Origin of the sequence: Pseudomonas sp. NY15181 (genome assembly GCF_048068055.1) — a bacterium.
GTDB lineage: Bacteria > Pseudomonadota > Gammaproteobacteria > Pseudomonadales > Pseudomonadaceae > Pseudomonas.
This window is the reverse complement of record NZ_JBLUPT010000010.1, coordinates 17,171-36,022: the sequence shown is the minus strand read 5'-3', so window position 1 is coordinate 36,022 and position 18,852 is coordinate 17,171. Positions and strand designations below refer to the sequence as shown.

The 18,852-nt window shown below is 63.3% G+C and carries 16 protein-coding genes; 15 read left to right on the top strand and 1 reads right to left on the bottom strand.

Annotation, left to right across the window (positions count from 1 at the left end; genetic code table 11):
- The first annotated feature begins 163 nt into the window (after positions 1 to 163).
- The 11 genes from sdhC (at position 164) to ACNFBT_RS21130 (ending at position 14,197) form a co-directional block, all read left to right on the top strand.
- The gene (gene sdhC / locus ACNFBT_RS21180) at positions 164 to 550 is read left to right on the top strand and encodes a succinate dehydrogenase, cytochrome b556 subunit (protein ID WP_416752703.1); all 387 of its coding nucleotides are present in this window, start codon (positions 164 to 166) and stop codon (positions 548 to 550) included.
- Complete coding sequence (gene sdhD / locus ACNFBT_RS21175; RefSeq protein WP_416752702.1) at positions 544 to 912, top strand: succinate dehydrogenase, hydrophobic membrane anchor protein; 369 nt, start codon at positions 544 to 546, stop codon at positions 910 to 912. Before sdhC ends, sdhD begins: the two co-directional genes overlap by 7 nt.
- Before the next feature lie 3 nt (positions 913 to 915).
- Entirely contained in the window at positions 916 to 2,688 is a 1,773-nt protein-coding gene (gene sdhA, locus ACNFBT_RS21170; RefSeq protein ID WP_416752701.1) for a succinate dehydrogenase flavoprotein subunit, read from the top strand.
- 11 nt (positions 2,689 to 2,699) lie between these two features.
- Complete coding sequence (locus ACNFBT_RS21165; RefSeq protein ID WP_275611388.1) at positions 2,700 to 3,407, top strand: succinate dehydrogenase iron-sulfur subunit; 708 nt, start codon at positions 2,700 to 2,702, stop codon at positions 3,405 to 3,407.
- A gap of 246 nt (positions 3,408 to 3,653) precedes the next feature.
- Entirely contained in the window at positions 3,654 to 6,485 is a 2,832-nt protein-coding gene (locus tag ACNFBT_RS21160) for a 2-oxoglutarate dehydrogenase E1 component (protein WP_416752700.1), read from the top strand.
- Positions 6,486 to 6,527: 42 nt separating this feature from the next.
- Entirely contained in the window at positions 6,528 to 7,754 is a 1,227-nt protein-coding gene (odhB, locus tag ACNFBT_RS21155; RefSeq protein WP_416752699.1) for a 2-oxoglutarate dehydrogenase complex dihydrolipoyllysine-residue succinyltransferase, read from the top strand.
- 81 nt (positions 7,755 to 7,835) lie between these two features.
- Entirely contained in the window at positions 7,836 to 9,272 is a 1,437-nt protein-coding gene (lpdA, locus tag ACNFBT_RS21150) for a dihydrolipoyl dehydrogenase (RefSeq protein ID WP_416752698.1), read from the top strand.
- A gap of 160 nt (positions 9,273 to 9,432) precedes the next feature.
- Positions 9,433 to 10,599 (top strand): ADP-forming succinate--CoA ligase subunit beta, encoded by a 1,167-nt coding sequence (gene sucC / locus ACNFBT_RS21145; protein ID WP_015477516.1) that lies wholly within the window; start codon positions 9,433 to 9,435, stop codon positions 10,597 to 10,599.
- On the top strand, positions 10,599 to 11,480 hold the full coding sequence (gene sucD, locus ACNFBT_RS21140) for a succinate--CoA ligase subunit alpha (protein WP_207883052.1): 882 nt from the start codon (positions 10,599 to 10,601) through the stop codon (positions 11,478 to 11,480). The genes sucC and sucD overlap by 1 nt, the downstream gene beginning before the upstream one ends.
- 484 nt (positions 11,481 to 11,964) lie before the next feature.
- Entirely contained in the window at positions 11,965 to 13,278 is a 1,314-nt protein-coding gene (gene brnQ / locus ACNFBT_RS21135; RefSeq protein ID WP_416752697.1) for a branched-chain amino acid transport system II carrier protein, read from the top strand.
- A 163-nt stretch (positions 13,279 to 13,441) separates the two neighbouring features.
- Positions 13,442 to 14,197, top strand: coding sequence for a DUF599 domain-containing protein (locus tag ACNFBT_RS21130; protein WP_416752696.1), 756 nt, complete (start codon positions 13,442 to 13,444; stop codon positions 14,195 to 14,197).
- 64 nt (positions 14,198 to 14,261) lie between these two features.
- Here the strand turns inward: ACNFBT_RS21130 and ACNFBT_RS21125 are convergent, their stop codons facing one another.
- Positions 14,262 to 14,486, bottom strand: a complete 225-nt coding sequence (locus tag ACNFBT_RS21125) for a hypothetical protein (RefSeq protein ID WP_152224160.1) — start codon at positions 14,484 to 14,486, stop codon at positions 14,262 to 14,264.
- Positions 14,487 to 14,645: 159 nt separating this feature from the next.
- Here ACNFBT_RS21125 and ACNFBT_RS21120 point away from each other — a divergent pair, with 159 nt between their 5' ends.
- The 4 genes from ACNFBT_RS21120 (at position 14,646) to htpG (ending at position 18,808) form a co-directional block, all read left to right on the top strand.
- The gene (locus tag ACNFBT_RS21120; protein ID WP_416752695.1) at positions 14,646 to 15,122 is read left to right on the top strand and encodes a PaaI family thioesterase; all 477 of its coding nucleotides are present in this window, start codon (positions 14,646 to 14,648) and stop codon (positions 15,120 to 15,122) included.
- Positions 15,119 to 15,565, top strand: coding sequence for a PaaI family thioesterase (locus ACNFBT_RS21115; protein WP_416752694.1), 447 nt, complete (start codon positions 15,119 to 15,121; stop codon positions 15,563 to 15,565). Before ACNFBT_RS21120 ends, ACNFBT_RS21115 begins: the two co-directional genes overlap by 4 nt.
- Complete coding sequence (locus ACNFBT_RS21110; protein WP_416752693.1) at positions 15,566 to 16,813, top strand: MFS transporter; 1,248 nt, start codon at positions 15,566 to 15,568, stop codon at positions 16,811 to 16,813.
- Positions 16,814 to 16,909: 96 nt separating this feature from the next.
- Complete coding sequence (htpG, locus tag ACNFBT_RS21105) at positions 16,910 to 18,808, top strand: molecular chaperone HtpG (RefSeq protein ID WP_416752692.1); 1,899 nt, start codon at positions 16,910 to 16,912, stop codon at positions 18,806 to 18,808.
- Positions 18,809 to 18,852 lie beyond the last annotated feature (44 nt).

Genomic DNA, 18,852 nt, shown 5'->3' with positions numbered 1-18,852 from the left:
AGGTCTTTCCGTTGTCATTAGGGGCCTAACTGTCTATACTCGGCGACCAGCCGCCAAGGGCCGTCCGGCCTTGCTTGATTGGTGGTTGTCACTCCCGAAGGTGATGGGTACCTGACAAGTGCACCTCCCGACAACTAGCCCTGCTCCTATAAGGGCTCTCAGTGTGAAAAAAGCCGTGAATAGCAAACGACCTGTAAACCTAGACCTAAGGACCATCAAACTCCCTGTCACCGCTTACACGTCCATTCTCCACCGCATCTCTGGCGTCATCCTGTTCGTGGGCATTGCCGTGCTGCTGTTCGCACTCGACAAGTCCCTCGCATCGGAAGAAAGCTTCGAGCAGGTGAAGGCGTGTCTGGCCAGCCCGTTGGCCAAGTTGGTGATCTGGGGCCTGCTGTCTGCGCTGCTGTACCACCTGGTAGCCGGTGTTCGTCACCTCGTCATGGACGCGGGTGTCGGTGAAACGCTGGAAGGCGGTAAGCGTGGTTCGAAAATCGTACTCGCTGTTGCAGCGGTACTGATCGTTCTGGCGGGGGTCTGGGTATGGTAACTAACGTCACTAACTTCTCGCGTTCCGGCCTCTATGACTGGATGGCTCAACGCGTTTCCGCGGTCGTTCTCGCGGCTTATGTTCTGTTCCTGCTGGGTTACCTGATCGCGCACCCGAACATCTCGTACGCGGAGTGGCATGGTCTGTTCTCTCACAGCCTGATGAAGATATTCAGCCTGTTGACGCTGGTTGCCCTGAGCGTGCACGCGTGGGTCGGCATGTGGACCATCACTACCGACTACCTGACTCCGATGGCTCTCGGCAAGGCCGCGACCGTCGTGCGTTTCCTCGTCCAGGCAGTATGCGGCATGGCCATGTTCGCATTCTTCGTCTGGGGTGTGCAGATTCTCTGGGGTAACTGATCCATGGCTAGCAACCGTACTCTTTCCTTCGACGCCATCATCGTTGGTGGCGGCGGCGCCGGCATGCGTGCTGCGCTGCAACTGGCCCAGGGCGGTCACAAGACTGCCGTGGTGACCAAGGTCTTCCCGACCCGTTCCCACACTGTATCCGCCCAGGGCGGCATCACCTGCGCCATCGCTTCGGCCGACCCGAACGACGATTGGCGCTGGCACATGTACGACACCGTCAAGGGCTCCGACTACATCGGTGACCAGGACGCGATCGAATACATGTGCTCCGTCGGCCCGGAAGCCGTGTTCGAACTGGAACACATGGGTCTGCCGTTCTCCCGTACCGAGCAGGGCCGCATCTATCAGCGTCCGTTCGGTGGCCAGTCCAAGGACTTCGGCAAGGGTGGCCAGGCTGCCCGTACCTGCGCCGCTGCTGACCGTACCGGTCACGCGCTGCTGCACACCCTCTATCAGGCCAACCTGAAGAACGGTACTTCCTTCCTTAATGAGTGGTACGCGGTCGATCTGGTGAAGAACCAGGACGGTCACGTCGTCGGTATCATCGCCATCTGCATCGAGACCGGCGAAACCGTCTACATCCGCTCCAAGGCCGTGGTGCTGGCCACTGGCGGTGCCGGCCGTATCTACGCCTCCACCACCAACGCCCTGATCAACACCGGCGACGGCGTGGGCATGGCCCTGCGCGCTGGCGTACCGGTCCAGGACATCGAAATGTGGCAGTTCCACCCGACCGGCATCGCCGGCGCCGGTGTACTGGTTACCGAAGGCTGCCGTGGTGAGGGCGGTTACCTGATCAACGCCCATGGCGAGCGCTTCATGGAGCGTTACGCTCCGAACGCAAAAGACCTGGCCGGCCGCGACGTAGTTGCCCGTTCCATGGTCAAGGAAGTGATCGCCGGCAACGGCGTGGGCCCGAACAAGGACCACGTACTGCTGAAGCTCGACCATCTCGGCGAGGAAGTTCTGCACAGCCGCCTGCCCGGCATTTGCGAACTGTCCAAGACCTTCGCCCACGTCGACCCGGTTGTCGCTCCGATCCCGGTTATCCCGACCTGCCACTACATGATGGGCGGCGTTGCCACCAACATCCATGGCCAGGCCCTGACCATGGACGCCAACGGCAACGACACCATCGTCGAAGGCCTGTTCGCGGTCGGTGAAGTCGCCTGCGTATCGGTACACGGCGCCAACCGCCTGGGCGGCAACTCGCTGCTCGACCTGGTGGTCTTCGGCCGCGCAACCGGTCTGCACCTGGAAAAGGCCCTGAAAGAAGGCATCGAGCACCGTGGCGCCTCCGAGAGCGACCTGGAAGCTTCGTTCAAGCGCCTCAATGGCGTGAACGAGCGCACCAGCGGCGAAGAAGTCGCCCCGCTCAAGCGCGAGCTGCAATCGTGCATGCAGAACTACTTCGGTGTATTCCGTACCGGCGAATACATGCAGAAGGGCATCGCTCAACTGGCTGATCTGCGTGAGCGTATCGCGAACGTCAAGATCAATGACAAGAGCCAGGCTTTCAACACCGCGCGTATCGAAGCGCTGGAACTGCAGAACCTCCTCGAAGTGGCCGAAGCCACCGCGATTGCCGCCGAGCATCGCAAAGAGTCCCGCGGCGCCCATGCCCGCGAAGACTTCGAGGAGCGCGACGACGAGAACTGGCTGTGCCACACCCTGTACTTCCCGGGTGAGAAGCGCGTTGCCAAGCGTGCCGTCAACTTCGCGCCGAAGACTGTTCCGGCATTCGAACCCAAGGTTCGTACTTACTAAGGGTGCCCGCCATGTTGCAAGTGAGTGTTTACCGCTACAACCCTGAGAAGGACGCTGCGCCCTACATGCAGGACTTCCAGGTCAATACCGACGGCAAGGACGTGATGGTCCTGGACGTGCTGGCGCTGATCAAGGAACAGGACGAGGGTTTCTCCTACCGTCGCTCCTGCCGTGAAGGCGTCTGCGGCTCCGACGGCATGAACATCAACGGCAAGAACGGCCTGGCCTGCATCACTCCGCTGTCGGCCGCTGGCCTGAAAGGCGGCAAGCTGGTGCTGCGTCCGCTGCCGGGCCTGCCGGTGATCCGTGACCTGGTCGTCGATATGAGCATCTTCTACAAGCAATACGAGAAGGTGAAGCCGTTCCTGCAGAACGATACTCCGGCTCCGGCCATCGAGCGTCTGCAGACCCCGGAAGAGCGCGAGAAGCTGGACGGTCTGTACGAGTGCATCCTGTGCGCTTGCTGCTCGACCTCCTGCCCGTCCTTCTGGTGGAACCCCGACAAGTTCCTCGGTCCCGCTGCGCTGCTGCAGGCCTACCGTTTCCTGGCCGACAGCCGCGACACCAAGACCGAAGAGCGTCTGGCTTCGCTGGATGACCCGTTCAGCGTATTCCGCTGCCGCGGGATCATGAACTGCGTGAACGTCTGCCCGAAGGGTCTGAACCCGACCAAGGCAATCGGCCACGTACGTAACATGCTGCTGCAAAGCGGCACCTGATTCGCGGCCCAGGCCACGAGTCACTGCAAGAGCAACACCTGCGCCGCCGGAACAATCCGGCGGTGCAGTACTGCGGACCCAAGCCCACAAAGCGGGGGTCCTGACTTGAAAACGTATATATGACCAGCAGGGGCATCCGGGCTGGTACCCGGACTATCTGCGGGAATCGGTGGCTAGAAGTCGCTGTGTATGACTTCAAGCCAGAGATTTCATCAGGTGGAGTCCCCTTACCGAGGGTGACCAAGCATGCACGAAAGCGTAATGCAGCGGATGTGGAACAGTGCCCATCTATCCGGTGGTAACGCTGCCTACGTCGAAGAGCTCTACGAGCTCTACCTGCACGACCCGAACGCTGTGCCAGAAGAGTGGCGCACGTACTTCCAGAAGCTCCCTGCCGACGGCAATCCCGCCCCCGACGTCTCGCATTCCTCTATCCGTGATCATTTCGTACTCCTGGCCAAGAACCAGCGCCGCGCTGCGCCTGTTTCCGCTGGCAGCGTAAGCACTGAGCACGAGAAGAAGCAGGTTGAAGTCCTGCGCCTGATCCTGGCATACCGGCTGCGTGGCCATCAGGCGGCATCGCTTGATCCGCTGGGGCTCTGGGTGCGTACCGCCCCCTCCGACCTGTCGCTCGAGCACTATGGCCTGACCGCTGCAGACCTCGACACCACCTTCCGTACCGGTGAACTCTATATCGGCAAGGAAGAAGCTACCCTTCGCGAAATCATCGACGCCCTGAAGCAGACCTACTGCAGCACCATCGGCGCCGAATTCATGCACATCGTCGATTCCGAGCAACGCCACTGGTTCGCCCAGCGGCTGGAAAGCGTGCGCGGCCGTCCGGCGTATTCCGCCGATGCCCGTTCCCACCTGCTCGAGCGCCTGACCGCTGCCGAAGGCCTGGAAAAGTACCTGGGCACCAAGTACCCGGGTACCAAGCGCTTCGGCCTGGAGGGCGGCGAGAGCCTGATTCCGATGGTCGACGAGATCATCCAGCGCTCCGGCTCCTACGGCGTCAAGGAAATCGTCATCGGCATGGCCCACCGTGGCCGCCTGAACGTCCTGGTCAACACCCTGGGCAAGAACCCGCGCGACCTCTTCGACGAGTTCGAAGGCAAGAAACTGGTCGAGCTGGGCTCGGGCGACGTGAAGTACCACCAGGGCTTCTCCTCCAACGTCATGACCACCGGCGGCGAAGTCCACCTCGCCCTGGCCTTCAACCCCTCGCACCTGGAAATCGTTTCCCCGGTGGTCGAGGGTTCGGTACGCGCTCGCCAGGACCGTCGCAAGGATGGCAACGGCGACAAGGTCGTGCCGATCTCCATCCACGGCGATGCCGCCTTCGCGGGGCAGGGCGTGGTCATGGAGACCTTCCAGATGTCGCAGACCCGTGCTTACAAGACGGGCGGCACCATCCACATCGTGATCAACAACCAGGTCGGCTTCACCACCAGCCGTCAGGACGATGCTCGTTCCACCGAGTACGCGACCGACGTGGCGAAGATGATCCAGGCGCCGATCTTCCATGTGAACGGCGACGATCCGGAAGCGGTCCTGTTCGTGACCCAGCTGGCCGTCGACTACCGCATGCAGTTCAAGCGTGACGTGGTCATCGATCTGGTCTGCTACCGCCGTCGCGGCCACAACGAGGCCGATGAGCCGAGCGGTACCCAGCCGCTGATGTACCAGCAGATCGCCAAGCAGCGCACCACCCGTGACCTGTATGCCGACGCGCTGATCGCAGCCGGCGTTCAGACCGCCGCGCAGGCCCAGGAGAAGGTCGACGAATACCGCGACGCTCTCGACAACGGCCAGCACGTGGTGAAGAGCCTGGTGAAGGAACCCAACAAGGAGCTCTTCGTCGACTGGCGTCCGTACGTGGGCCATGCCTGGACCGCGCGTCACGACACCCGCTTCGACCTGAAGACCCTGCAGGACCTGTCCGCCAAGCTGCTGGAAACTCCGGACGGCTTCGTCATGCAGCGTCAGGTGCAGAAGATCTACGAAGACCGCGCGAAGATGGCTGCCGGCGGCATGCCCATCAACTGGGGCTTCGCCGAGAACCTGGCCTACGCCACCCTGCTGTTCGAAGGCCACCCGGTGCGCATGACCGGTCAGGACGTCGGCCGCGGCACCTTCTCGCACCGCCATGCGGCGCTGCACAACCAGAAGGACGACTCGGTCTACATCCCGCTGGCCCACCTGTTCGACGGCCAGCCGCGCGTCAGCCTGTACGACTCCTACCTCTCGGAAGAAGCCGTACTGGCCTTCGAATACGGCTACGCCACCACCATGCCGAACGCGCTGGTGACCTGGGAAGCCCAGTTCGGTGACTTCGCCAACGGTGCGCAGGTCGTGATCGACCAGTTCATCACCAGCGGCGAGACCAAGTGGCAGCGCCTCTGCGGCCTGACCATGCTGCTGCCGCACGGCTACGAAGGCCAGGGTCCGGAGCACTCCTCCGCGCGCCTGGAGCGTTACCTGCAACTGTGCGCCGAGCAGAACATCCAGGTCTGCGTGCCGACCACTCCGGCCCAGGTCTACCACATGCTGCGCCGTCAGGTGATCCGTCCGCTGCGCAAGCCGCTGATCGTGATGACTCCGAAGTCGCTGCTGCGTCACAAGCTGGCCATCTCGACCCTGGAAGATCTGGCCAACGGCTCGTTCCAGACCGTGATCGGCGAGATCGACAACCTGGATCCGAAGAAGGTCGAGCGCATCGTGCTGTGCAGCGGCAAGGTGTACTACGACCTGCTGGAGAAGCGCCGTGCGGAAGGCCGCGAGGACGTCGCGATCGTGCGTCTGGAGCAGCTCTATCCGTTCCCGGAAGACGATCTGGCCGAAGTTCTGTCCCAGTACAAGAACCTCAAGCACATCGTCTGGTGCCAGGAAGAGCCGATGAACCAGGGCGCCTGGTACTGCTCGCAGCACCATATGCGTCGTGTCATCGCCGCGCACAAGAAAGGTCTCAACCTGGAATACGCGGGCCGCGAAGGCTCGGCAGCTCCGGCTTGCGGCTACGCTTCGATGCACGCCGAGCAGCAGGAAAAACTGCTGCAGGACGCCTTCACCGTTTAACGCCAACGCGCAGTTGATACCGAATTTAAGGAAACACACATAATGGCTATCGAAATCAAAGCCCCAACCTTCCCGGAATCGGTTGCCGACGGCACCGTCGCAACCTGGCACAAGAAGGTCGGTGACGCCGTCAAGCGTGACGAGCTGATCGTTGACATCGAAACCGACAAGGTCGTGATCGAAGTGCTCGCCGAGGCTGATGGCGTCCTAGCTGAGATCGTCAAGGGCGAGGGCGACACCGTTCTCTCCAACGAACTGCTGGGCAAGCTGAGCGAAGGCGGCGCTGTCGCTGCTGCTCCGGCTGCTGCCGCTGCTCCTGCTGCCGCCCCGGCCGCCGCTGCCCCGGCTGCTGCCGCTGACGACAACATCCTGTCGCCGGCCGCTCGCAAGCTCGCCGAAGAAAACGGCATCGACCCGAACAGCCTGGCCGGCACCGGCAAGGGCGGTCGTGTCACCAAGGAAGACGTGGTGGCTGCCGTTGAAGCCAAGAAGAGCGCCCCGGCTGCCGCCCCGGCCGCCAAGGCTGCTGCTCCGGCTGCCGAAGCTCCGGTCTTCGCTGCTGGCGATCGCGTCGAGAAGCGCGTTCCGATGACCCGCCTGCGCGCCAAGGTTGCCGAGCGTCTGGTCGAAGCCCAGTCCTCCATGGCCATGCTGACTACCTTCAACGAAGTCAACATGAAGCCGATCATGGACCTGCGCAACAAGTACAAGGACCTGTTCGAGAAGAAGCACAACGGCGTGCGCCTGGGCTTCATGTCCTTCTTCGTCAAGGCCGCTACCGAAGCCCTGAAGCGCTTCCCGGGCGTCAACGCCTCGATCGACGGCAACGACATCGTCTACCACGGCTACCAGGACATCGGTGTGGCAGTTTCCAGCGACCGCGGTCTGGTCGTACCGGTACTGCGTAACGCCGAGTTCATGAGCCTGGCCGAGATCGAGAACGGCATCGCCACCTTCGGCAAGAAAGCCAAAGACGGCAAGCTGTCCATCGAAGACATGACCGGTGGTACTTTCACCATTTCCAACGGTGGCGTATTCGGTTCCCTGCTGTCGACTCCGATCGTCAACCCGCCGCAGACCGCCATCCTCGGCATGCACAAGATCCAGGAGCGCCCGATGGCCGTTAACGGCCAGGTGGTCATCCTGCCGATGATGTACCTGGCGCTCTCCTACGATCACCGCATGATCGACGGCAAGGAAGCGGTAAGCTTCCTGGTCACCATGAAGGACCTGCTGGAAGATCCGGCTCGCCTGCTGCTGGACGTCTGATTCGTCACTTCACACGACGGCCCCGTACTACACGACGGCCCCGCAAGGGGCCGTCCGCTTCACCGGAATAAGGATTGAGACATGAGCCAGAAATTCGACGTGGTTGTGATTGGTGCCGGCCCCGGCGGTTACGTAGCCGCCATCCGTGCCGCCCAGCTCGGCCTGAAGACCGCCTGCATCGAGAAGTACATCGGCAAGGAGGGCAAGGTTGCCCTCGGCGGTACCTGCCTGAACGTAGGCTGCATTCCGTCCAAGGCGCTGCTGGACAGCTCCTGGAAGTACAAGGAAGCCAAAGAGGGCTTTGACGTCCACGGTATCTCCACTGGCGGCGTGAAGATGGACGTTCCGGCGATGGTTGCCCGCAAGGCCAACATCGTGAAGAACCTGACCGGCGGCATCGCTACCCTGTTCAAGGCCAACGGCGTGACCTCCTTCGAAGGCCACGGCAAGGTCCTGGCCAACAAGCAGGTCGAAGTGACCGGCCTGGACGGCAAGGTCGAGGTCCTGGAAGCCGAGAACATCATCATCGCTTCGGGCTCCAAGCCGGTTGAAATCCCGCCGGCCCCGCTGACCGACGACGTCATCGTCGATTCCACCGGCGCCCTGGAATTCCAGAGCGTACCGAAGAAGCTGGGCGTGATCGGCGCTGGCGTCATCGGTCTGGAACTGGGTTCGGTCTGGGCTCGCCTGGGTGCTGAAGTCACCGTCCTGGAAGCCCTGGACAAGTTCCTGCCGGCTGCCGATGAGCAGGTCGCCAAGGAAGCCCTGAAGGTCCTGACCAAGCAGGGTCTGAACATCCGCCTGGGCGCTCGCGTCACCGGTTCGGAAGTGAAGAAGAAGCAGGTCACCGTGACCTTCACCGACGCCAACGGCGAGCAGAAGGAAACCTTCGACAAGCTGATCGTGGCCGTGGGCCGTCGCCCGGTGACCACCGACCTGCTGGCTGCCGACAGCGGCGTGACCATGGACGAGCGCGGCTTCATCTTCGTCGACGACCACTGCAAGACCAGCGTTCCGGGCGTCTACGCCATCGGTGACGTGGTCCGCGGCGCCATGCTGGCGCACAAGGCCTCGGAAGAGGGCGTGATGGTTGCCGAGCGCATCGCCGGCCACAAGGCCCAGATGAACTACGACCTGATTCCGTCGGTGATCTACACCCACCCGGAAATCGCATGGGTCGGCAAGACCGAGCAGCAGCTCAAGGGCGAAGGCGTTGAAGTCAACGTCGGCACCTTCCCGTTTGCCGCCAGCGGCCGCGCCATGGCTGCCAACGACACCACCGGCCTGGTCAAGGTCATCGCCGATGCCAAGACCGACCGCGTACTGGGCGTCCACGTGATCGGCCCGAGCGCCGCCGAGCTGGTTCAGCAGGGCGCGATCGGCATGGAATTCGGCACCAGTGCCGAAGACCTGGGCATGATGGTCTTCTCCCACCCGACTCTGTCCGAAGCGCTGCACGAAGCGGCCCTGGCTGTGAATGGCCACGCCATTCACATCGCCAACCGCAAGAAGCGCTAAGGAACGGGACCACGGCGGGGAGGGCGGCAGTCTTTTGCGAGGGGCTGCCGCCCACTCCGCCGGATCGTCTCTCCCCTGAGGGGGATTCGGTCACAGGTGGCGTGGTGCCACGAGCGCCGCGCCGAATGCGCAATACCCAAGACGAAAACGGTAGACAAGCATGAATCTCCACGAATATCAGGGTAAGCAGCTGTTCGCTGAGTACGGCCTGCCCGTATCCAAGGGCTTCGCCGTCGACACACCCGAAGAGGCCGCAGAAGCCTGTGAAAAGATCGGTGGTACCGAGTGGGTCGTTAAGGCCCAGGTACACGCTGGTGGCCGCGGTAAAGCGGGCGGTGTGAAGCTGGTCAAGAGCAAAGAGGACGCCAAGGCGTTCGCCGCCAACTGGCTGGGCAAGCGTCTGGTGACCTACCAGACTGACGCCAACGGCCAGCCGGTCAGCAAGATCCTGGTGGAATCCTGCACCGACATCGACAAGGAGCTGTACCTCGGCGCCGTTGTCGACCGTTCCAGCCGTCGCATCGTCTTCATGGCCTCCACCGAAGGTGGCGTGGACATCGAGAAAGTTGCGCACGAGACCCCTGAAAAGATCCTGAAGGCCACCATCGATCCGCTGGTTGGCGCTCAGCCCTACCAGGGCCGCGAGCTGGCCTTCCAGCTGGGCCTGAAAGGCGACCAGATCAAGCAGTTCACCCACATCTTCGTTGGCCTGGCCAAGCTGTTCCAGGACTACGACCTGGCGCTGCTGGAAGTGAACCCGCTGGTGATCAAGAAAGACGGCAACCTGCACTGCCTGGACGCCAAGATCAACATCGACTCCAACGCCATGTACCGTCAGCCCAAGCTGCGCGCCATGCACGACCCGTCCCAGGACGACGCTCGTGAAGCCCATGCGCAGAAGTGGGAGCTGAACTACGTCGCGCTGGAAGGCAACATCGGCTGCATGGTCAACGGCGCTGGCCTGGCCATGGGCACCATGGACATCGTCAACCTGCACGGCGGCAAGCCGGCCAACTTCCTCGACGTTGGCGGCGGTGCCACCAAAGAGCGCGTGACCGAAGCGTTCAAGATCATCCTGTCCGACAGCAACGTCGCTGCCGTTCTGGTGAACATCTTCGGCGGCATCGTTCGCTGCGACATGATTGCCGAAGGCATCATCGGCGCCGTGAAAGAAGTCGGCGTGAAAATCCCGGTTGTCGTTCGTCTGGAAGGCAACAACGCCGACCTCGGCGCCAAGGTCCTGGCCGAGAGCGGTCTGAACATCATCGCGGCGACCAGCCTGACCGACGCTGCCCAGCAAGTCGTCAAGGCCGCGGAGGGTAAGTAATGAGCGTCCTGATCAATAAAGACACCAAAGTCATCTGCCAGGGCTTCACCGGCTCGCAGGGTACCTTCCACTCCGAACAAGCCATCGCCTACGGCACCAAGATGGTTGGCGGCGTGACCCCCGGCAAGGGCGGCACCACCCACCTGGGCCTGCCGGTGTTCAACACCGTCAAGGAAGCCGTGGAAGCTACCGGCGCTGACGCCTCGGTCATCTACGTTCCGGCTCCGTTCTGCAAGGACTCGATCCTGGAAGCGGCCTTCGGCGGCATCAAGCTGATCGTCTGCATCACCGAAGGCATTCCGACCATCGACATGCTGGAAGCCAAGGTCAAGTGCGACGAGCTGGGCGTACGCCTGATCGGCCCGAACTGCCCGGGCGTGATCACTCCCGGCGAGTGCAAGATCGGCATCATGCCCGGTCACATCCACCTGCCGGGCAAGGTAGGCATCGTGTCGCGTTCCGGCACCCTGACCTACGAAGCCGTGAAGCAGACCACCGACGCCGGCTTCGGCCAGTCCACCTGCGTGGGCATCGGTGGTGACCCGATCCCGGGCTCCAACTTCATCGACATCCTGAAGCTGTTCCAGGAAGACCCGAAAACCGAAGCGATCGTCATGATCGGTGAAATCGGTGGTTCGGCTGAAGAAGAAGCGGCTGCCTACATCAAGGCCAACGTGACCAAGCCGGTGGTGTCCTACATCGCTGGTGTGACCGCACCGCCCGGCAAGCGCATGGGTCACGCCGGCGCCATCATCTCCGGTGGCAAGGGCACTGCGGACGAGAAGTTCGCCGCCCTGCAGGACGCTGGTGTGAAAACCGTGCGTTCCCTGGCTGACATCGGCAAGGCCCTGGCCGAGCTGACCGGCTGGGCGGTCAAGTAAGCGCCTCGCTTACCGACCGTTAGCTGCGCAGAGGCCACCTTCGGGTGGCCTCTGTCATTTCGCCTGTCGTCGGCAAAGTGTCGATCAGGCGACACTCCCGTTCATTCCGCGGACTATCTGACGTATGTCAGTGCAGTTCATCGGAATAGATCGTTAGGCTAGCAACTATCTGAAGCGTCGCGTTCCCCACAAGGGAAGGCTCGCTCACCGTCATCTCCTACCCGGAGTGACGGCGATTCCTGACCGTCACGGATGGCGCGTCACCAGCATGCAGGATGCAACCGGGCCACGAGCTCATGGAAAACCTCTGCTATCGGACTTCCAAGAACAATCCTCCGTACCGGAATGACAGCAGCATCACAGGATGCGCGGGCTCCCAGCAGGTGAGCCGGCCGATCCCGTCCGATGCGGCTTTGCCGTGCCCGTTCGGTCGTTGCGCTTTGGGAGACCACGAACCCGTTTCAGCACTGTGGTATTTCCCTTCATGAACGTCTTGAAAGGCCAGGACATCCTGGCACTTGGTTTTATGACCTTCGCCCTGTTCGTCGGGGCGGGCAACATCATCTTCCCGCCCATCGTCGGTCTGCAGTCCGGTCCGCACGTGTGGATGGCGGCGCTCGGCTTCCTGATCACCGCGGTCGGCCTGCCGGTGATCACCGTCGTGGCGCTGGCCAAGGTTGGCGGGGCGATGGACACCCTCAGCCATCCCATCGGCCGCATCGCCGGTGGGCTGCTGGCGGCCGCCTGCTACCTGTCGGTCGGGCCGCTGTTCGCCACCCCGCGTACCGCCACCGTGTCCTTCGAAGTGGGCCTGGCGCCGCTGACCGGGGAGGGCGCGCTGCCGCTGTTCCTCTATAGCCTGGTGTACTTCCTCGTCGTGCTGGTGATCTCGCTGTATCCCGGCAAGCTGCTGGATACCGTCGGCCGCTTCCTCGCGCCGCTGAAGATCATCGCCCTGGCCGCCCTCGGCATCGCTGCCTTCATGCTGCCCGCCGGCCCCATCGGCAGCGCGGAGCCGGCCTACCAGGCCGCCGCGTTCTCCCAGGGCTTCGTCAACGGCTACCTGACCATGGACACTCTCGGCGCGCTGGTCTTCGGCATCGTCATCGTCAACGCGATCCGTTCCCGTGGCGTGCAGTCGCCGCGCCTGATCACCCGCTACGCCATCATCGCCGGCCTGATTGCTGGTGTAGGCCTTGCGCTGGTGTACATCAGCCTGTTCCGCCTGGGCGCAGGCAGCCATGACATCGCCGCCGGCGCCAGCAACGGCGCTGCCGTCCTGCACGCCTATGTGCAGCACACCTTCGGCTCGCTGGGCAGCACCTTCCTGGCCGTGCTGATCGCGCTGGCCTGCCTCGTTACCGCCGTGGGCCTGACCTGCGCCTGCGCCGAGTACTTCTGCCGCATCCTGCCGCTGTCCTACCGCAGTCTGGTGGTCATCCTCGCGGCCTTCTCGCTGCTGGTGTCGAACCTGGGCCTGACCAAGCTCATCCAGTTCTCGATTCCCGTGCTGACGGCCATCTACCCGCCGTGCATCGTGCTGGTGGCGCTGAGCTTCTGTGCCAGCCTGTGGCGTTCGCAGACCCGCATCGTCGCTCCGGTGATGGTGATCTCCTTCGTCTTCGGCATCATCGACGCGCTGAAGGGCGCCAAGCTCGACGCCTGGATGCCGGGCTGGATGGAACATCTGCCGCTGGCCGAACAGGGCCTCGCCTGGTTGATCCCGTCGGTGGTCATGCTGGCCGCGATGGCAGTGCTCGATCGCCGGCTGGGCAAGCCCCAGGAAGCGATGGCCTGACGCCAGACGCACCAACGAAAAAGGCCGCCCACAAGGCGGCCTTTTTCATGTCTGCATCCTGTAGGAGCGAGCTCGCTCCTACAGGATCACTCGCCGTGTCTTTCTCCGCATATCTGGCGTCTATCCGCCGCGTATTCCTTCAAAACTTCGCGCAAGGACAAGCATGACCGACGTCGTCGATCTGTTCGATATCCAGTACCTGTGGAACCTGTTCGCCATCCTCTGGTTCCTCGTCTGCTGGATCGGCTACACCCGCTATGCCAAGGCCAAGGCCCGCGACACCGCCTGCCTGGCCAGCGTGCTGCACCTCTACCGCCAGGACTGGATGCGCCGCCTGTTGCTGCGCGACAACCGCGTGGCCGACGCCAGCGTGATCGGCAACCTGGAGCGCAATGCCTCGTTCTTCGCCTCCAGCACACTGATCATCCTCGCCGGCATCCTTACCCTGCTGGGCTCCGCCGAGCGCACCATCTCGGTGTTGGCCGACCTGCCGTTCGTGGCGCCGCCGACCCGCGGACTGTCGGAGTTGAAGCTGCTCTGCCTGGCGGTGGTGTTCGTGTATGCCTTCTTCACCTTCAGCTGGTGCATGCGGCAATACAACTTCGCCGCCGTGCTGGTGGCTTCCGCGCCGATGGTGGGGGAGCGCAGCGTGGGCGAGCAGGAGCGCAAGTTGTACGCCGAGCGCGCGGCGCGTGTGGTGTCGCTGGCGGCGCATCAGTTCAACCAGGGCCTGCGTACCTACTACTTCGGCCTGGCGATGCTCGCCTGGTTCATCAACCCGCTGATCTTCATGCTGGTGACCGCCGGCGTAGTGGGAGTGCTGTACCAGCGCGAATTCCATTCCCGCGTGCTGCACGTGATGGTCTACACGCCGACGCCGCAGGCGGACTCACCGCTTGAGGACGATATCCCGGCCTGAGCTGACGCCGGATGCGACAAGGCCCGCGAATGCGGGCCTTGTGCTGTGCAGCGCGAGAAGCGGCTTACTGCTGCTTCTGCTCTTCGCCTGCGGGCTGCTGCGGCGCGGTAGCCGGGGCTGCCGGTGCAGCCGGGGCGGCTTCGGGCGCCGGCGGAGTCGTCGGTGCCGGGGTGGCCGGTTGCTCAGTAGCGGCGGGCGCTGCCGGAGCTTTGGGCTCTTCTTTCTTACCGCAGGCGGCAAGGCCCAGACCGGCGATCAGCATCAGAGCGAGGGGAAGGGTTTTTTTCATGTAGAGCCTCCATGTGCGGCTTTCCTGGTGATAGCCCTTTGAGCACGCGCCCTTCGAATAAGTTCAATGAATATTCCTACAGCGTAGGTTTTCATCACTGTAGGTGTGGCGGGGACGGGGTATGATGCGGGCCCGTGCAGTCATTCGGTCCTCCACTCCATGAGTGAAAACCCCATTCTTGAGCGCGCCCAGCGCTTTCTCTCGGCGCTGCGCCACTGCCAGTTGCTGGGCATCAGCGCCCATGCCGCCGATGCCTCCGGCCTGACGCTGCGCCTGCCGTACAGCGAAGCCATCGTCGGCAATCCGGAAACCGGCGTCATTCACGGTGGGGCGATCACCACGCTGATGGACACCACTTGCGGCATCTCCACCGTCTGCGTGCTGCCGCAATTCGAGATCTGCCCGACCCTGGACCTGCGCATCGACTACATGCACCCGGCCGAGCCCGGCAAGGACGTGTTCGGTTTCGCCGAGTGCTACCGCGTCACCCCGAACATCATCTTCACCCGTGGCATTGCCTACCAGGACGACCCGTCCGAGCCAATCGCCCATGTCGTCGGCACCTTCATGCGCATGGGCAAGGCGGTTTCCGCCGGTAGCGTGAAGCGCAGTGTCGACGGGGAGGCCTCCGCATGAGCACGCCGAACATCGAGCAGCTGGTGCGCGCAGCCCACGAGAGCAAGAATTACGACGGGCTGATCGAGTCGATCCCCTACGCCAGGCTGATCGGCATCCGCTGCCTGCGCCTGGGCGACGACGCGATCTTCCACCTGCCGGCCAACCCCGACAACATCGGCAACCCGACACTGCCCGCGTTGCACGGCGGCGTCATCGCCGGCTTCATGGAGCACTCCGCGTTGCTGCAGCTGCTGATGTTCATGGGCATTCCGCACATGCCCAAGATCATCGACTTCTCCATCGACTACCTGCGTGCCGGGCATTTCCGCGATACCTACGCGCAATGCCAGGTCTGGCGACAGGGGCGGCGGGTGGCCAACGTGGCGATCACCGCCTGGCAGACCACCCGCGCCGAACCCATCGCCACCGCGCGAGCTCACTTCAAGGTCGACGGCGCCTGAATGGACACGCTGCTGATCCTGCTTGGTCTGTTGCTGATCCTCGCCGGCTACGTCTGGCTGATCAGCCGGGCCTTCAGCCGCAGCCTGTTCTGGGGAATCGCCAGCCTACTGCCGCCGTTGGCGCTGGTGTTCGTGCTGCGCCACTGGACGCAGGCACGGCCTGCGGTGGCGCTCGGCGGCCTGGGCTGCGTCCCGCTGGTGGTCGGCCTGACGCTGCTGGCGGCCCACGACAGCGAGCGTCTGGAGGCCATTCTGCGCCTCGACTGGTTGCGGCCCGAAGCGGTCGCCAAGCCGGAGCTGGCCATCCAGTTGCGCGGTGAACTGAACGGCAAGCCCTTCGCGCCCGAGCAGGCCGAGTTGATCGACGGGATACTGAGCCTGCGGGAAGGCCAGGACTTCTACGCGCACCGCGAAGTGCGCATTCATTTGCCCGCGGCGGTCGAAGGGCCCCTGCGGCTGGATGTGCTGCCCAACGATTCCGGCACCTTGCCGGAGGTCGAGATCAGCTGGCTGGCGCCTGGCCAGGACCTGCCCGAGGCCGTGCGCTTCGCGCGCGGTTACAGCCTGCATCTGGATCTGCAACCGGAGGCGCCCAACCGCATGGTTGGCGTCTTCCACCTGGTGCTCCCCGCACAGATGCGCACCACCCTGAGCGGGAAGATCGAGCTGTACACCAATCACCTGCGCTACCGCGACGGGCAGGTGGATACCCGCGTCGACTCCCAGGACACCCTGGCCTATGTGGTGCGCGATTACCTGCAGCGGCGCTTCGCCCGGCGCGATATAGAACTGGCCAGACTGCCCCGGCTGGATACCCTGCGGCCGGTGCTGGAGGTGCCCGTCAGCTTCAGTGTCAGTGGCGAACCGCAGACGCTGTCGCTCACCTTGACCAGGAGCGCCACCCGGGGGTGGGGCGTGAAGGGCGACAAATATCCGCATCTGGTCGACAATCCTGCGCCGGCCCCGGCGCAGCCAAAGGCCCAGACTGTCGAGCCGACGGCCGGCCAGCCAGCGGCGGCACCGGAGATCGGGTTGATTTCGGTGCAGCGCCTGCAGGCCGCGCCCGCGCGCTTCGCCAACCGCAGCATGCGCGTCCAGACCGAACAGGGACGTACAGCCGAAGGGGTTTTCATCGGCCTGGATGCCGACGGTCGCCTGGTCATTCGCCACAGCCTGAGCGGCGCGGGGGAGGCGAGCTACGTCCTGCGTCCCAGCGAAGTGGTCAGCATCGAATTGCTCGCGCGTTGAGTCTTCGGGGCAAACCCTTGAATTCGTTCAGGAAGCCCCCATCTCGCTGACATCGGCCGCACGACGCGGCATTTGTCATCCTCGGAGCGAGAAATAATGAGCGTGGAGACTCAAAAAGAAACACTGGGCTTCCAGACCGAAGTGAAGCAGCTGCTTCACCTGATGATCCATTCCCTGTATTCGAACAAGGAAATCTTCCTTCGCGAACTGATTTCCAACGCCTCCGACGCCGCCGACAAGCTGCGCTTCGAGGCCCTGGCCAAGCCTGACCTGCTCGAAGGCGGCGCCGAGCTGAAGATCCGTGTGAGCTTCGACAAGGACGCCAAGACCGTCACCCTCGAAGACAACGGCATCGGCATGAGCCGCGAGGAAGTCATCGCGCACCTGGGCACCATCGCCAAGTCCGGCACCGCCGACTTCCTGAAGAACCTCTCTGGCGACCAGAAGAAGGATTCCCACCTGATCGGCCAGTTCGGCGTGGGCTTCTACAGCGCCTTCATCGTCGCCGATAAAGTGGACGTCTTCACCCGGCGCGCCGGCGCGCCGGCCAGCGAAGGCGTGCACTGGTCGTCGAAAGGCGAGGGTGACTTCGAGGTCTCCACCGTCGAGAAGGCCGGCCGTGGCACCCGAATCGTCCTGCACCTGAAGGATGGCGAAGACGAGTTCGCCGACGGTTGGCGCCTGCGCAACATCGTCAAGAAGTACTCCGACCATATCGCGCTGCCCATCGAGCTGCCCAAGGAGCACCACGGCGAAGAACAGCCGGCGGAAGCCGAGTGGGAAGTGGTCAACCGTGCCAGCGCCCTGTGGACCCGTCCGCGCACCGAGGTGAAGGACGAGGAGTACCAGGAGTTCTACAAGCACATCGCCCATGACTTCGAGAACCCGCTGACCTGGAGCCACAACAAGGTCGAAGGCAAGCTCGAATACACCTCGCTGCTCTACGTCCCGGCGCGCGCGCCGTTCGACCTGTACCACCGCGAGGCCCCGCGCGGCCTGAAACTGTACGTGCAGCGCGTGTTCATCATGGACCAGGCCGACCAGTTCCTGCCGCTCTACCTGCGCTTCATCAAGGGCGTGGTGGACTCCAACGACCTGTCGCTGAACGTCTCCCGCGAGATCCTGCAGTCCGGCCCCATCGTCGATTCGATGAAGTCGGCGCTGACCAAGCGCTCCCTGGACATGCTGGAGAAGCTGGCGAGCAACGACGCCGAGGCCTACAAGGGCTTCTGGAAGAACTTCGGCCAGGTGCTGAAGGAAGGCCCCGCCGAGGACTTCGCCAACAAGGACAAGATCGCCGGCCTGTTGCGCTTCTCCTCCATCAGCGACGAGAGCGGCGAGCAGAGCGTTTCCCTGGCCGACTACATCGGCCGCATGAAGGAAGGCCAGGACAAGATCTACTACCTCACCGGCGAGACCTTCGCCCAGGTGAAGAACAGCCCGCACCTGGAAGTCTTCCGTAAGAAAGGCATCGAAGTGCTGCTGCTCACCGACCGCATCGACGAGTGGCTGATGAGCTACCTGCCGGAGTTCGACGGCAAGCAGTTCGTCGACGTCGCCCGCGGCGACCTGGACCTGGGCAGCCTGGACTCGGAAGAGGACAAGAAGGCCCAGGAAGAAGTCGCCAAGGCCAAAGAGGGCCTGACTGAGCGCCTGAAGACCGCGCTGGGCGATGAAGTCGCCGAGGTGCGCGTGTCCCATCGTCTGACCGACTCGCCGGCGATCCTCGCCATCGGTGAGCAGGACCTGGGCCTGCAGATGCGCCAGATCCTCGAGGCCAGCGGACAGAAGGTGCCGGATTCCAAGCCGATCTTCGAGTTCAACCCGGCCCACCCGCTGATCGAGAAGCTGGATGCCGAGCCTGACGAAGACCGCTTCGGCGAGCTGGCCCACATCCTCTTCGATCAGGCCGCACTGGCCGCGGGGGACAGCCTGAAGGACCCGGCGGCCTATGTTCGCCGCCTGAACAAGCTGTTGGTGGAACTCTCCGCCTGATCCAGACAAAGCCCGCTTCGGCGGGCTTTGTGCTTTTCTGTACC